At 70.5% G+C, this 13616-nt stretch carries 12 protein-coding genes; 3 read left to right on the top strand and 9 right to left on the bottom strand.

The genetic code is table 11. From position 1 onward, the window contains the following. Window positions 1-2078: fructose-specific PTS transporter subunit EIIC (locus KUM40_RS06370; RefSeq protein ID WP_217163735.1), on the top strand; the 2078-nt coding region annotated here is incomplete at its 5' end. A 67-nt stretch (window positions 2079-2145) separates the two neighbouring features. Here KUM40_RS06370 and KUM40_RS06365 read toward each other — a convergent pair. From KUM40_RS06365 to KUM40_RS06355, 3 genes are all read right to left on the bottom strand, one after another. Further along, entirely contained in the window at window positions 2146-2895 is a 750-nt protein-coding gene (locus KUM40_RS06365; protein ID WP_217163733.1) for a DUF6227 family protein, read from the bottom strand. Window positions 2896-3063: 168 nt separating this feature from the next. Next, a complete protein-coding gene (locus KUM40_RS06360; RefSeq protein WP_217163731.1) occupies window positions 3064-4287 on the bottom strand; it encodes an Ig-like domain-containing protein in 1224 nt (407 codons plus the stop codon). 134 nt (window positions 4288-4421) lie between these two features. Next, window positions 4422-5507 (bottom strand): P1 family peptidase, encoded by a 1086-nt coding sequence (locus tag KUM40_RS06355; RefSeq protein WP_217163729.1) that lies wholly within the window; start codon window positions 5505-5507, stop codon window positions 4422-4424. A 154-nt stretch (window positions 5508-5661) separates the two neighbouring features. Here KUM40_RS06355 and KUM40_RS06350 point away from each other — a divergent pair, with 154 nt between their 5' ends. Further along, window positions 5662-7350 carry a recombinase family protein gene (locus tag KUM40_RS06350; RefSeq protein ID WP_217163728.1) on the top strand — a complete coding sequence of 563 codons (1689 nt, stop codon included), beginning with the start codon at window positions 5662-5664 and terminating at the stop codon, window positions 7348-7350. Next, complete coding sequence (locus KUM40_RS06345; protein WP_217163727.1) at window positions 7347-7532, top strand: hypothetical protein; 186 nt, start codon at window positions 7347-7349, stop codon at window positions 7530-7532. The genes KUM40_RS06350 and KUM40_RS06345 overlap by 4 nt, the downstream gene beginning before the upstream one ends. Window positions 7533-7548: 16 nt before the next feature. On the opposite strand, the gene mscL is transcribed toward KUM40_RS06345, so the two are convergent. The 6 genes from mscL to KUM40_RS06315 form a co-directional block, all read right to left on the bottom strand. Then, window positions 7549-8019 carry a large conductance mechanosensitive channel protein MscL gene (mscL, locus tag KUM40_RS06340; protein WP_217163726.1) on the bottom strand — a complete coding sequence of 157 codons (471 nt, stop codon included), beginning with the start codon at window positions 8017-8019 and terminating at the stop codon, window positions 7549-7551. 111 nt (window positions 8020-8130) lie between these two features. Then, on the bottom strand, window positions 8131-8715 hold the full coding sequence (locus KUM40_RS06335) for a hypothetical protein (RefSeq protein ID WP_374227349.1): 585 nt from the start codon (window positions 8713-8715) through the stop codon (window positions 8131-8133). A 173-nt stretch (window positions 8716-8888) separates the two neighbouring features. Then, the gene (locus KUM40_RS06330) at window positions 8889-9731 is read right to left on the bottom strand and encodes an S-methyl-5'-thioadenosine phosphorylase (protein ID WP_217163725.1); all 843 of its coding nucleotides are present in this window, start codon (window positions 9729-9731) and stop codon (window positions 8889-8891) included. An 83-nt stretch (window positions 9732-9814) separates the two neighbouring features. Beyond that, complete coding sequence (locus KUM40_RS06325; RefSeq protein ID WP_217163724.1) at window positions 9815-10216, bottom strand: FmdB family zinc ribbon protein; 402 nt, start codon at window positions 10214-10216, stop codon at window positions 9815-9817. A gap of 67 nt (window positions 10217-10283) precedes the next feature. After that, window positions 10284-11573 carry an MFS transporter gene (locus KUM40_RS06320; protein WP_217163722.1) on the bottom strand — a complete coding sequence of 430 codons (1290 nt, stop codon included), beginning with the start codon at window positions 11571-11573 and terminating at the stop codon, window positions 10284-10286. 291 nt (window positions 11574-11864) lie between these two features. After that, complete coding sequence (locus KUM40_RS06315) at window positions 11865-13412, bottom strand: potassium/proton antiporter (RefSeq protein ID WP_217163720.1); 1548 nt, start codon at window positions 13410-13412, stop codon at window positions 11865-11867. Window positions 13413-13616 lie beyond the last annotated feature (204 nt).

Raw genomic sequence — 13616 nt, 5'->3', positions numbered from 1 at the left:
TGGGCCGGGTGACCGACCTGGAGGGCTTCCTCGCCGACGTGGCGGCCCGTGAGGCGCAGATGCCGACCGGCCTCGACGGCGGCATCGGCATCCCGCACCGCCGCAGCGAGCACGTCCCCGAGCCGACGCTCGCCTTCGGGCGCAGCGCGGCCGGCGTCGACTTCGGGGCGGCGGACGGTCCGGCCGACCTGATCTTCCTGATCGCCGCCCCGGCGGGCGCCGACGACGCCCACCTGACGATCCTGGCCGCACTGGCCCGGCAACTGATGAACGCCGAGTTCACCGGCGCGCTGCGCTCCGTGGGCGACGCGGCATCCGCGGCAGCGCTGATCCGCGGGGACGAGGAGCCGGCCGGTTCCGGGAGCACGTCGGAAGCCGCGGCGGCCCCGGCGCCCGACGGGGGCTCCCGGACGGGCGACGGGGACTCCGTGGCGGCCGACGAAGACTCCGGTGCGGGCGACGAGGGCTCCGTGGCGGCGTCGGTGGCGGCCTCCACCGACCCCGCCACGGGCAGTGGCGACGGTCCCGACCGTCCCGACGGTCCCGACGGCCCCGACGAGGCCGCGCGCCCGTTCCGGATCGTCGCCGTCACCTCCTGCCCCACCGGCATCGCGCACACCTACATGGCGGCCGAGTCGCTGGAGAACGCGGGCCGTGAGGCAGGCGTCGAGGTGGTCGTCGAGACCCAGGGCTCGGCCGGGTTCACCCGGCTCGACCCGGCGGTCGTCGCGGCGGCCGACGGCGTGATCTTCGCCCATGACCTGCCGGTGCGCGAGAAGGACCGCTTCGCCGGGAAACCCACCGTCGACACCGGCGTCAAGGCCGGCATCAACCGGCCCGCCGAGCTGATCGGCGAGGTCCGCGCGAAGGCGGCCCGCGGCGAGGTCACGGCGGCCTCCACCGGGGGCGCGACGCCCGTGGAGCGCGGCGGCGAGTCCGGCGACGGGTACGGCACCAGGCTGCGCAAGTGGCTGATGTCCGGCGTCAGTTACATGGTCCCGTTCGTCGCCGCGGGCGGTCTGCTGATCGCCCTGGGCTTCGCCATCGGCGGCTACGAGATCAACAAGGCGCCGTCCGTGATGGACCACTTCGTGTGGACCCAGGCGGACAGTTGGGGGGCGCTGCTGTTCCAGATCGGCGGCGTGGCCTTCGCCTTCCTCGTCCCGGTGCTGGCCGGCTACATCGCCTACGGGATGGCCGACCGGCCGGGCCTGGTCCCCGGCTTCGTCGGCGGCTCGATCGCGCTGACCATCAACGCCGGCTTCCTCGGCGGTCTGGCGGCCGGTCTGATCTCCGGTGCCGTGGTGATGGCGATCCAGCGGATCCGGATACCGAAGGCGCTGCGCGGCATCATGCCGGTGGTGGTGATCCCGCTGATCTCGGCGGCGATCGTCGGGTTCCTGATGTTCGTCGTGATCGGCAAGCCCATCGCGTCCGCGCAGTCGGGGATGACCGACTGGCTCAACGGGCTGACCGGCGCCAACGCGATCCTGCTCGGCGCGCTGCTCGGCCTGATGATGTGCTTCGACCTCGGCGGCCCGGTCAACAAGGTCGCCTACACCTTCGCCACCGCGGGCATCGCGGTCGCCAGTCCCAGCGACTCGGCGATGAAGATCATGGCGGCGGTCATGGCGGCCGGTATGGTCCCGCCGCTGGCGATGGCCCTGGCCACCACGGTGCGCGGCCGGCTCTTCAACGCCGCCGAGCGCGAGAACGGCAAGGCCGCCTGGGTACTGGGCGCCTCCTTCATCTCCGAGGGCGCCATCCCCTTCGCGGCGGCCGACCCGCTGCGCGTCATCCCGTCCTCGATGGTGGGCGGCGCGGTCACCGGCGCCCTCTCGATGGCCTTCGGCGCCACGCTGCGCGCCCCGCACGGCGGCATCTTCGTGGTCCCGCTGATCGGCAACCCGCTGCTCTACCTGGTCGCCATCGCGGCCGGCGTCTGTGTCACGACCGCACTGGTGATCGTCCTCAAGGGGCTGCGCAGGCCGGTGACGGGAGCGACGGCCCAGGGACCCGACGGCGGCCCGGACCCGTCGGCACCGACGCCGGGGGAGAAGCACCCGGTGGCCGCGTAGGCCGAGGAGGCTGCGTAGGCCGAGGAGGCCGAGGAGGCCGAGGAGGCCGCGTGGGAGCGCGGGCGCGCTACGGGGAGACCTGGGCCGCGCGCCGCTCCATCGCCCGGCGGGCCGTGTCCTCGCTGTCGTAGACCTCGCACATGTGCCGCCCGTCGGGGGTGGCCGTGTGCTCGACCTCCCACAGGGAGACCTCCACGCCGTCGTGCAGCAGGAAGGCGTGCTCGTAGAGGGAGAAGCCGATCCGGGCGCGGCCCGCGCGGCCGGGGCCGCCGAAGGCCTGGGTGATCTGATGCGCGGACGCCGTCGCCAGCAGGGCGGCGAGGTCGGCGCCGGGCCGGTCCGTGTTCTCCGCGCGGCGCAGCACCCGGCGGGCGTGGTCCGCCGAGGCGTCGGGGACGTAGGCGTGGCGCGGGGCCGGGACGGGGGACAGCTCCACCTGCACCGGCAGTTCGAAGTCGGGGGTGTCGGGCGGCAGGGCCATCCGGGAGGTGGCGGTGCGCAGCTCCTCCTCGTCGACGTACACCTCGTGCTGCGGTTCGCTGCCCGGGGCGGTGTTGTGGACCAGCTCCCAGAGCGTGAGCGCCGAGCCGTCGGCGAGCAGCCAGGTGTGCCGGTACGTCTCGCGGTGCAGCCCCGCGCTGTGGTGCGCGGAGTGCAGTGAACCGTCGTGCGCCAGCGCGCAGTCCAGTAGCCGTATCGTCTCGTCGGGCAGCTCGAACGAGTTCAGGGCGCGACCGAGCAGTCGCATGAGGTGCTCCTCCGGAGACTCGGGCGACTCGGGTGGTTCGTACGCTGCCGTCTCGTACGGAACGCTCAAGGTTTCTCCCGGCGTTGCTGCATGTCACCTTGTGGGTGCATACCGTAGCCCCTCGGTCGGACATCATGTCCGGGAACCGAGAAAACGTACGCACGAAAAACGCCCGGGCCGCGCGAAAAGTTCCCGCGCGACCCGAGGTTCCGTCAAAATCCGCTGCTCAGAGGCAGGTTAGACGACGCTTCCGGCAATCCACTCGCTCCACGCCATGTTCCAGCCGTTGAGCCCGTTGTCCGGCGCGATCGTGTCGTCCGGGGAGTTCTTGACGATCACGACGTCCCCGACGAGCGAGTTGTCGTAGAACCACTTGCCCGGGGTGTCGCCCTGCCCTCCCTGGGAGTCGCGCAGCCCGACGCAGCCGTGGCTGGTGCCCTGGGCGCCGAACGGCGGATTGCCCGGGCTGTACCAGTAGTTGCCGTGGATGAAGGTGCCGGACTGGCTCAGCCGCATCGCGTGGGGCACGTCCGGGATGTCGTACTCGCCGCCGAACCCGACGGTCGAACCGTCCATGTGCGTCTGCTCGAACTTCTCCGAGATCACCATCTGCCCGTTGTACGTCGGGTTCTGCGCGCTGCCCGCCGAGATCGGGACCGACTTGAGCGTCTCGCCGTCGCGTACGACCGTCATGGTCTGCGTGTTCGCGTCCACCGTGGAGACCTGCGCGCGTCCCACGGTGAAGGTGACGGTCTTCTTCTGCACGCCGTAGACGCCGTTCGCGCCCTCCACCCCGTCCAGGTCGATCTTCATCGTGACCTTGGAGCCGGCCTTCCAGTACTCCTCGGGCCGGAAGTCGAGCCGCTGCGCGCCGAACCAGTGCCCGACCACCTCCTGCCCGCTGCTGGAGGTGACCGAGATGTGCGACTGCACGCTCTTCCTGTCGCCGATCGCCTTGTCGAACGTGAACGACACCGGCATCCCCACGCCCACCGTGCTGCCGCCGTCCGGGGTGTACGTGCCGACGAAGCTGTTGGCCGGGGAGACGGTGGTGAAGACCGAGTCGGCGGCGGCCGTGCGGCCGTTCGCGTCCTTCGCCCGCGCCGTGATCCGGTACTTCGTGCCCCGCTCCAACTGCTCCTTCGGCTTCCAGCTACCGCCGTCGCCCGACACCGCACCCGGTACGGCGGCACCCGTCTCCGCCACGGTCATCTTCACGTCGGTCAGCGTGCCGTCGCTGACCTTCACGCCGGTCGTGTTGATCGAGGCGCCGGACGCCCCGTCCTTGGCGGAGATCACGAGCTTCGCGACCGAGGTGTCGGCGGACCCGGCGCCGTCCTTGCCGCCCTTCTTGTCTTCGGCGCTGGCGCTTCCGCCGCAGGCGGTGAGGGTGAGGGCGCCGACCACCAGGGCGGCACAGGCCCCCAGTACGCGCCGCGTGGCTATGTCCGGCGTTGTCACGGGCTGCTCCAGGTTCGGGTGTTGTGCGGTGTTCGCTTCAGCCGTGTAGAGGTGATCGGCGGCCCACGGGGTTCCCGCCGGCCGCCCGGAACGCCGACACGTGACACAACCCGGACAATCACAACACGGACGGGTCAACCGGCCCTGGACGGACCTCCGTACACCTCCCCGCGCTGCTCCCCGTGCGGGCCTCCGTACAGCTCCCCGTACGACGGCCAGGCGCCGCCCGGGCCCTCCACCGGCTCGGCGGCCCGGACCGCGCGCACGATCGCCCGGGTCACCACGTCCGCGCCCGCCGCCAGCACCTCGTTCAGCGCGAGCGGCTGCCCGGCGTCGAGCGGGCGCTCCCCGGTCGCCAGGGCGAACACCGTGTCACCGTCGCTGAGCAGATGCACCGGCCGTACGGCACGCGCGATGCCGTCGTGCGCCGTGCCGGCCAGCTTCTGGGCCTGCGCCTTGGACAGGTCCGCGTCGGTGGCGACCACGGCGAGCGTGGTGTTCAGCGGTGGCGGCGCGTTCCTCGCCGCGACCTCGGCCAGCCGCCGGCTCGCGGCCTCGTGGACGTCCGGCGCCGGGTACTCCACCCGACCGCCCCGGAACAACTCCCCGTACAGCACCCCCGTCTCCGGGTCCGTGACCGACCCCGCCGCGTTGGCCACGACCAGCGCCGCCACCGTGATCCCCGAGTCCAGCACGGTGCTCGCGCTGCCGACCCCGCCCTTCAGGGTGCCGACCACCGCTCCCGTGCCCGCCCCGACGCACCCCTCGGTCACCCCGGCGCCCGGCGTGGTCGCGCTCGCATGGGCCGCCTCGGCCGCCGCCCGTCCGGTCGCCGCGTCCGGCCTGGCCCGGAAGTCGCCCCCGCGCCCCAGGTCGAAGACGCAGGCGGCGGGCACCACCGGCACCACGTGCGCGGGATCCGGGCCGACGCGCACTCCGCGCCCCCGCTCCTCCAGCCAGGCCATCACCCCCGACGCCGCGTCGAGCCCGTAGGCGCTGCCCCCGGTCAGCACCACCGCCTGGACCCGCTGCACCAGGTTGCGCGGATCGAGGGCGTCGGTCTCCTTGGTGCCGGGTCCGCCTCCGCGCACGTCCACGCCGGCGACCGCCCCGCCCTCCGGCGCGAGCACCACCGTCGTCCCCGTGAGCCACCCGTCCCCGTCGCGCGTCGCATGCCCCACCAGCACACCGGCGACATCCGTCAATGCGTCAACTGTCATGCCGCCAGTCTCGTCCGGAAGCTGCATGCGTGGTGCTGCGGCGGTCAGGTGACGTTCATCCACGACTGGACCGTGACCCAACGAAGCAACATCGCGTTGACCTACGGAAGGGGCGGATGGGTGCCTCTTGTGGCGTCCGCCAGGTGAGGCTGGCGTGACTTTCGAGGAAGGAATGCTCATGGAGCAAGACCATCTTTCCACCTTGCGCGCTCTGGGGTTCGAGGACGAAGAACTTAGAGTCCTCGGACTTTGGGGAATTGCAACCGGTGATCCAGACCAGCTCGCGGAGGCGTACTTCCGACGTTCGAAGAAGGGCGACGACCTGGTGAATTTGCGCCAACAAGTGCGCGACGTATGCCGTATGGCTGCCCGTGAGGGAAACACGATCCGGCGTGTTTGGTTCGAGCAGCTAAGCGCCAGCAAGGCGCATGTCAGGCGAGGCGAGTTCGAGAGAGCGACGACGGCCATTCTCGACGGAACTTCGAGGACGCTATACGTTTGGAAGACGGATCGGCTTTCGCGACGGGGTATGGGTCAGGTTGGATTGCTGCTTGACGAACTCGATGCGCGACGAGCCCGTTTGGTCAGCGTCACCGAAGGGCTGGACTCATCGCGTGGCGGCCGAATGACGTTCATTTTCCTGTCCGAGCGCGCCCGCGAAGAGGTCAGAGACATCTCCCTGCGTACGAAGGCCGGGGGAGATGCGCACAAGGCCGAGGGGCGATGGCCGGGCGGAGTGGTGCCGTACGGTCTTGAGTGCCCGAAAGGGAGTGGGAAGCTGCGGCATAATCCAGATGAGTACAAGTATGCGCGTCCACTCATCGCTGAGCGACTTCTAGAAGGTGTTACGCCCGCTAACATTGCGAATGATCTCAACGATCGTAAGATCCCCACACGCAAGGGGAAGAGGTGGCGTGCGCAAACTATTATTCACCTTGCTCAGTCCCCAAGTTGGGCAGGACTGATCCCTAGTCGTGAACGAAAGACAGACGAACTCGGCAATCCCATGGACAAGTGGCACCGTGGCGGAGAACCGCTTATGGGGGAGAACGGTCTGCCGATTCGGGCAGGTCAAGGTGTTGTGACCGTCGCCGAGTGGGAAAACATTCGCGTGATCATCTCGAGTCGCTCTCGCCCCGGGACCACGATCGGCGACCGCACACGTGGTGTGCGTAAGGCGGTCACTATTATGACTGGAATTTTACGCTGTCCGCACTGTAAAGGGCCGATGGGTAACGGTGGGCGTAATTACCGATGCCTCGCTCGTATCAACCAAGGAAAGTCTGTCTGTCGAGGAGTTGCTACCACGCGGGGCCGTGTGGACGACGCGATGGAAGAAATCTGGGCAACTCGCATCATGGACCTTCCGCCTGGATCCCCTGCGCTCAGATCCATTGTTCGTCGCTGGATTTCTTACCGGGATCCCGTGAAAGAGATGCGTAAGTGTACTGTAGGCGCAGCATTGGAGGATGCCGTATCGCGCGAGTTCAACCTGAGTCGAGAATTCTTCATGAGTGATCGAATGGATGAGGTGTCGTACGAAACGCTCCGCGGTGAACTGACTACGCTAATCGCCAACCTCAAAGCCGAACTTGCTGACCTTTCCAAAGAACCCGACCCGTCACACTTCATGGACGGCAAAGCCCTGATGGACGAGTGGAAGCGGGCAGGGGTCGAGGGGCGCCGCGCACTGCTCCGAGCAGCTCTCAATTCTGTGATTGTGGAACCCCCGAAAGGACGGGGTGACAAGACGCCCATTTCTCAGCGGCTCGTCCCCTGCTGGTGGGACGAGCCGGACGGAGGGGGCGTCGTCCACGGAGCGGGCCGTACCCTGGAGCCATGAGTACCGCTTCTGCCCCCGACCCCGAGCCTCGCGTGCCCAGGCCCGTGCTGGTCTTCGACGACCCGCTGGACCAGCAGACCTCGGACGACACCGACCGGGGCTGGGGCGAGCGGCCCGAGGGCGGCGACAGTGCCGCCGACCTGAAGCGCTTCCTCGACGAGAAGCCGCCCCACCACCTCTGAACCGCGGGCGCGGGCGCTAGGAGCGGTCGTGTCCCGAACCGCGCTGCGCGACCAGCGCGTCGCGGATCTCCTTGAGCACCTCCAGCTCGGAGACCTCGATGATCTCCTCGGCGCTCTCCTTCGCCTTGCGGCGGGCTTCCTGCCGGGCCAGGTACTTCGCCATGGGCAGGACCATCAGGAAGTAGACGACGGCCGCGGTGATCACGAAGGTGAGGGTCGCGCCCAGCACCGAGCCCCAGAGAATCCGCACGCCCGTCGCGGTGTCGCCGGTCCCGGTGCAGGGGCCCTTCAGGCAGGAGCTGTAACTGTCCAGGCTCTTCGTGCCGAGCGCCCCGACCAGCGGGTTGATGACCCCGTCCACCACCGAGTTGACGATCTTGGTGAAGGCGGCGCCGATGACGACCGCCACCGCCAGGTCGATGACGTTTCCGCGCATCAGGAAGGCCTTGAAGCCCTGCCAGAGGCTCGGCTCGTTCTTCTCGCTCACGGTGGGAGCACTCCTCGCTTGAACAGGTGTAGGAACCAAACGCTCCGCAACCTACGACAGCGTTGGGCCGTCCTGTCCAATCCGATCCCTCGAACGAGGGACTTGACGGGGTCAGCACAGGGTCACCGCCAATCGTGCCGTGGTACCCGCGCCGACCAGCCGGTGAGCCGTGGCGCGCGGCGCCGAGACGACGACCAGCGCCCCGCCCGCCGCCGCCCCGTCCACGGGCTCCGGCACCTTCGTCACCCGCACCCCGCGCGCGACCACTGAGGCGTCCGACGTGCGGCCGTCCCCGGTCGCGACGACATCGACCCGGTCGCCCGGCCTGAGCAGCCGCACCGTGGCCGCGTCGGCGATCCGCACCGGCGCCGCGACCAGCCGCGTACCGTGCCGCTCGGGCACCGGATCGGCCACCGGATGCCCCCGGGCCCGCCGCGTGTCCTGCCCGCCGGCCCCCGGATGCGGGCCCGCCGCCACCAACGCGGCGGCGGTCACGGCGAGACCGACGGCCAGGGCGCGCCGCCGGTGCCGCACGAGCCGGTGCAGCCGATGACGTCCGCCGCGCACCCGCACCGGGACGAAGTGCGGCACCTCGCAGGTGGGCGGCGCGTCGGTGCCGGGCGGAAGAGGGGAGGAGAACGCGGAGGGAAACGGGGAGGAGGGAAACGGGGAGGAGGGGAGAGCGGGACGGGACACGGTGACCACCACCTGTGACGAGGGAACGGCTTGCGCTCCCACGATGAGGCCTTTCGCCGACGCCCGCCGAAGCCCGTGGACCACCGACCGGTTGTGGACAACTCCCTCACCGGAACGGGTCGTTCCAATGCCCCGTGCACCCCGTCCGACCCGTTGTCGCTGCTGCGGCACTCCTACGGCAGCGCGATCCCCGGATCCATCCCGCCCAGCGCCGCCCCGCACGGGCAGTCCCGCTCACCGGCCGCCGGCAGCGCGGCCATCGCGTCGAACAGGACGCCCCGCAGCCGGTCCACGTTCGCCGCGAACACCCGCAGCACCTCCTCGTGGGAGACGCCCTCGCCGCTCTCCGCGCCGGCGTCGAGGTCGGTCACCAGGGTCAGCGAGGTGTAGCAGAGCTCCAGTTCACGGGCGAGTGCCGCCTCCGGGTGGCCGGTCATGCCCACCACCGACCAGCCCTGCGCCCGGTGCCACAGGGACTCCGCCCGGGTCCCGAAGCGGGGTCCCTCGACCACGACCAGGGTGCCGCCGTCCACCGGTTCCCAGTCCCGTCCCCGGGCCGCCTTCAGCGCGGCCGCCCGTCCGGCGGGGCAGTACGGGTCGGCCAGCGACACGTGCACCACGTTGGGCACCGTGCCGTCGGGCATCGGCAGCCCGTCGAAGTACGTCGACGGGCGGGACCTCGTACGGTCGACGAACTGGTCCGGCACCAGCAGCGTGCCCGGCCCGTACTCGGGGCGCAGGCCCCCGACCGCGCACGGGCCGAGTACCTGGCGCACGCCGACCGAGCGCAGCGCCCACAGGTTGGCGCGGTAGTTGATCCGGTGCGGCGGCAGATGGTGGCCGCGACCGTGCCGGGGGAGGAACGCGACCTGCCGGCCGGCGACCTCGCCGAGGAAGAGGGAGTCGCTGGGCGGCCCGTACGGGGTGTCCACCCGGACCTCGGTCACGTCGTCGAGGAACGAGTAGAAACCGGAGCCGCCGATCACGCCGATCTCGGCATTCACCTTGTTCGCCATGCCCGCACCCTAGCCGTCCCCCGAAACGCCGAGGACCCCGTCGTCGGCGGACGACAGGGTCTCGTAAGAAGAGCGGGGCGGCCCTAGGCGGCGGTGCTGCCGGCGGAAGAGCTGCCGGAGCCCGAGGACGACCCCGAGCCCGAACTGGACCCCGAGCCCGAACTGGACCCCGAGCCCGAACTGGACCCCGAGCCCGAACTCGACCCCGAGTCCGAGGAGGACGAAGACGAAGACGACGCCGGCTTCGAAGAAGATGAGGATGAGGATGATGAGGACGACGCCGCCGCCGACGAGCTGCTCGACGAGCTGCCGCGGCTGTCGTTGCGGTAGAAGCCGGAGCCCTTGAAGACGATGCCGACCGCCGAGAACACCTTCTTCAGGCGGCCCTGGCAGTTCGGGCACTCGGTGAGGGCGTCGTCGGTGAACTTCTGCACCGCCTCGAGGCCCTCGCCGCACTCGGTGCACTGGTACTGGTACGTCGGCACTGTCTTCCTCCTGGCACTCTCACTCGATGAGTGCTAACGACGGTCTATAGTGACCTATTCCTCGGGATCAGTCCACTGTGACGGGCTCGCGGTGACCCACACCACGTGCGACCGTACGGCCGTGGGGCCGGGTCGCCAGCCGCGACCGGAGTGCCACCAGGACCGCCAGCGCGAGCACCGTGCCGCCCATCGGCACCAGGAATCCGGCGCCGTCCCGGAACCGGTCCTCCAGTTGTCCGGCGACGGTCACGGCCACCGCCTGGCCGAGGGCGACGGCGCCGGTCAGCCAGGTGAAGGCCTCGGTACGGGCACCGGCCGGGACCAGGCCCTCGACCAGGGTGTAGCCGGTGACGATGGCGGGCGCGACGCACATGCCGACGAGCAGCCCGAGGCCGGCCAGCACGAGGACCGAGTGCGCGGCCCACAGGCCGGACGCGGTCAGCGCGAGGGCGGCGTAGCCCACCAGGAGGCGCCGCTGCGGGGCCACCTTCCAGGCGATGGCGCCGCAGGCCAGGCCGGAGATCATGTTGCCCGCGGCGAAGACGCCGTACAGGACGCCGTTCAGACCGGGCTCGCCGATCGACTGGGTGAACGCCGCCAGCGACACCTGCATGCCGCCGAAGACGGAACCGATGCCCAGGAAGACGACGATCAGGACGCGCACCCCCGGGACACGCAGCGCGGAAACGTGCTCCACGCGCGCGTGGCCGCCGTCGGCGCCACCGACACCGCCGACGCCGCCGACCTTCGGCTGGGTGCTCTTCTGCGCGGCGAACAGCAGACCGCCCACCAGGGTGAGCGCGGCCTCCGTGAGCAGGCCGGCCGCGGGGTCGACGGCCGTGCACAGGGCGGTCGCCACCAGTGGGCCGAGGACGAAGGTCAGCTCGTCGGTGACGGACTCGAAGGCGGCGGCCGTGCTCATCAGGGGGGAGTCCTTGAGCCGCACGGCCCAGCGGGCCCGGACCATGGGCCCGACCTGCGGCACCGAGGCCCCCGTGGGCACCGCCGCCACGAACAGCGCCCACAGGGGCGCGTCGGAGAGGGCGAGGACGGTCAGCGCGATACCGGACGCCGTGTGCACGAGCACGCCCGGCAGCAGGACGGTGCGCTGCCCGTAGCGGTCGGCGAGCCGGCCGCCGAAGGGGGCGAACAGGGCCATGGAGACGCCGGTGACGGCCGCGACGGCGCCCGCGACGCCGTAGGAGCCGGTGGTGTGCTGCACCAGCAGCACGATGGAGAGCGTCAGCATGGCGAACGGCTGGCGGGCCGCGAAGCCGGGGAGCAGGAACGTCCAGGCGCCGCGGGTGCGCAGCAGTTGCCCGTATCCGGGGCGTGCGGGAGTGACCGTGGATGCCACGGCCCGTGCCTTTCTGCCGCCTGGTGGCGCGGTCCGCCTCGCGGCTGTCGCCGTGCGGGAGCGCCGAGAGCTGTCCTCTTGCGCGGACTGCGGTAGATGCCGGGCCCGTGTCGATGAGGGGGTGTTCCGGCCGCCATACGGTCGCGCCAGCTCTGCTTCAGACAGAGTTGGTTCGATCAGGTGCCGCCTTCATCGTACAGGGGCCGAGACGGTCACAACCTGTGAAAGGAAGCACCCCTCACCCCTCACCCCTCACCCTTCCCCGTTCATACGCTCACCTGTGATTGCCGCTCACCTGCGAGTGCCGCCGGTGTTCCCGCTGCCTCCGGTGCCCAGCCAGCCGGCCAGCTTGCCGCCGTGACCGACCGCGCGCAGCCGTGCCTCGGCGGCGTCCCGGACCGGGTCCGTGGCGACCACGAGGAGTTCGTCTCCGCGCCGCAGCCCCGTCGACGGGAGCGGCACGAAGGACGTCCCGTCGCGGACGACCAGCGTGACGGCGGAACCGGTCGGCAGCCGCAGTTCGCTGATCTCGACGCCGTGCATCTTCGAGCCCTCGGGGATCGTCACGGACAGCAGGTGCCCGCGCAGCCGCTCCAGGGGCGCCGACTCGATGCCGAGGTCGGCGGTCTCGTCCCCCGCGCCCAGGCGCAGCTTGCGGGCCAGCCAGGGCAGCGTGGGTCCCTGGACGAGGGTGTAGACGACGACCAGCACGAAGACGATGTTGAAGATGCGGCGGCTGCCGTCGACTTGCTCCACCATGGGGATCGTCGCCAGCACGATGGGCACCGCGCCGCGCAGCCCGGCCCAGGACATCAGGGCCTGCTCCTGCCACGGCACCCGGAAGGGCACCAGGCACAGCACGACGCTCAGCGGGCGCGCCACCATGGTGAGCACCAGGCCGATGACCAGGGCGGGCAGGATGTCGTCGCCCAGTTCGTGCGGGGTGACCAGCAGACCGAGCAGGACGAACATGCCGATCTGGGCGAGCCAGCCGAGCCCGTCGGCGAAGCCGCGGGTGGCGGGCCAGTGCGGAAGCTTCGCGTTGCCCATGACCATCGAGGCGAGGTAGACGGCGAGGAATCCGCTGCCATGGGCCATGGCGCCGGCCGCGTAGGCCGTGACGGCCATCGACATGACGGCGATGGGGTAGAGGCCGGAGGCGGGCAGTGCCACGTGCTTCAGCCCCCACGACCCGAGCCAGCCCACCGCGAGTCCGATGGCGGCGCCGATGGCCAGCTCCAGGGCGATCTCGCCGAGCAGCACGTACCAGTGCTCGATCGGGCCCGCCGTGGAGAAGGCGACGACGAGGATGACCACCGGGGCGTCGTTGAAGCCGGACTCGGCCTCGAGCGTGCCCGTTATGCGCTTGGGCAGCGGGATGCGGCGCAGCACGGAGAAGACGGCCGCGGCGTCCGTCGAGGAGACCACCGCACCGACGATCAGCGCCTGCCGCCACTCGAGACCGGTCAGGTAGTGCGCGCCCGCCGCGGTCACGCCGACGCTCACCGCGACGCCGGCCAGGGCCAGCGCGGAGGCGGCCGGGAGGGCCGGTTTCGCCTCCTTCCACTTCGTGCCGAGTCCGCCCTCGGCGAGGATCACGACGAGGGCCGCGTAGCCGATGACCTGGACCAGTTCGGCGTTGTCGAACTTGATGTCGCCGATGCCGTCCTGGCCCATGGCGATGCCGATGGCCAGGTAGACGAGCAGGCTGGGGAGCCCGCTGCGCGAGGAGACGCGGACCGCCGCCACGGCGATGAGCAGGACGAGCGAGCAGACGAGCAGGAGCTGGTTGAGGTGGTGGACAGTCAGCGGCCGTTTCCCTTCCCTGGCGCACAGCACGGATCACAGTGCGGGCGAGTGCGCCCGCTCGGGCTGCGCGAGGCGCACCCCCATGGCACACGAAGCAGCCGCGCCCTGCGGGCAACTACTTCGTTACCTTACCTAACTCTTGACGTTTTCTTGACGCTCGGCTTGGCAAGATCGAACGCTCGTCCGTCCCGGTACCCGACTCCGCGTCAAGGGAGAGCCGGGCCTGCGCCTACA

Origin of the sequence: Streptomyces sp. AC512_CC834 (genome assembly GCF_019049325.1) — a bacterium.
In the GTDB taxonomy this organism is placed as follows: domain Bacteria; phylum Actinomycetota; class Actinomycetes; order Streptomycetales; family Streptomycetaceae; genus Streptomyces.
This window is presented reverse-complemented; position numbering and strand designations above follow the sequence as displayed.

Excerpts from the sequence above, each read along its gene's own strand:
- KUM40_RS06355 (WP_217163729.1), bottom strand. The coding sequence starts at position 5,507 with ATGACAGTTGACGCATTGACGGATGTCGCCGGTGTGCTGGTGGGGCAT.
- KUM40_RS06345 (WP_217163727.1), top strand. The coding sequence starts at position 7,347 with ATGAGTACCGCTTCTGCCCCCGACCCCGAGCCTCGCGTGCCCAGGCCC.
- KUM40_RS06330 (WP_217163725.1), bottom strand. The coding sequence starts at position 9,731 with ATGGCGAACAAGGTGAATGCCGAGATCGGCGTGATCGGCGGCTCCGGT.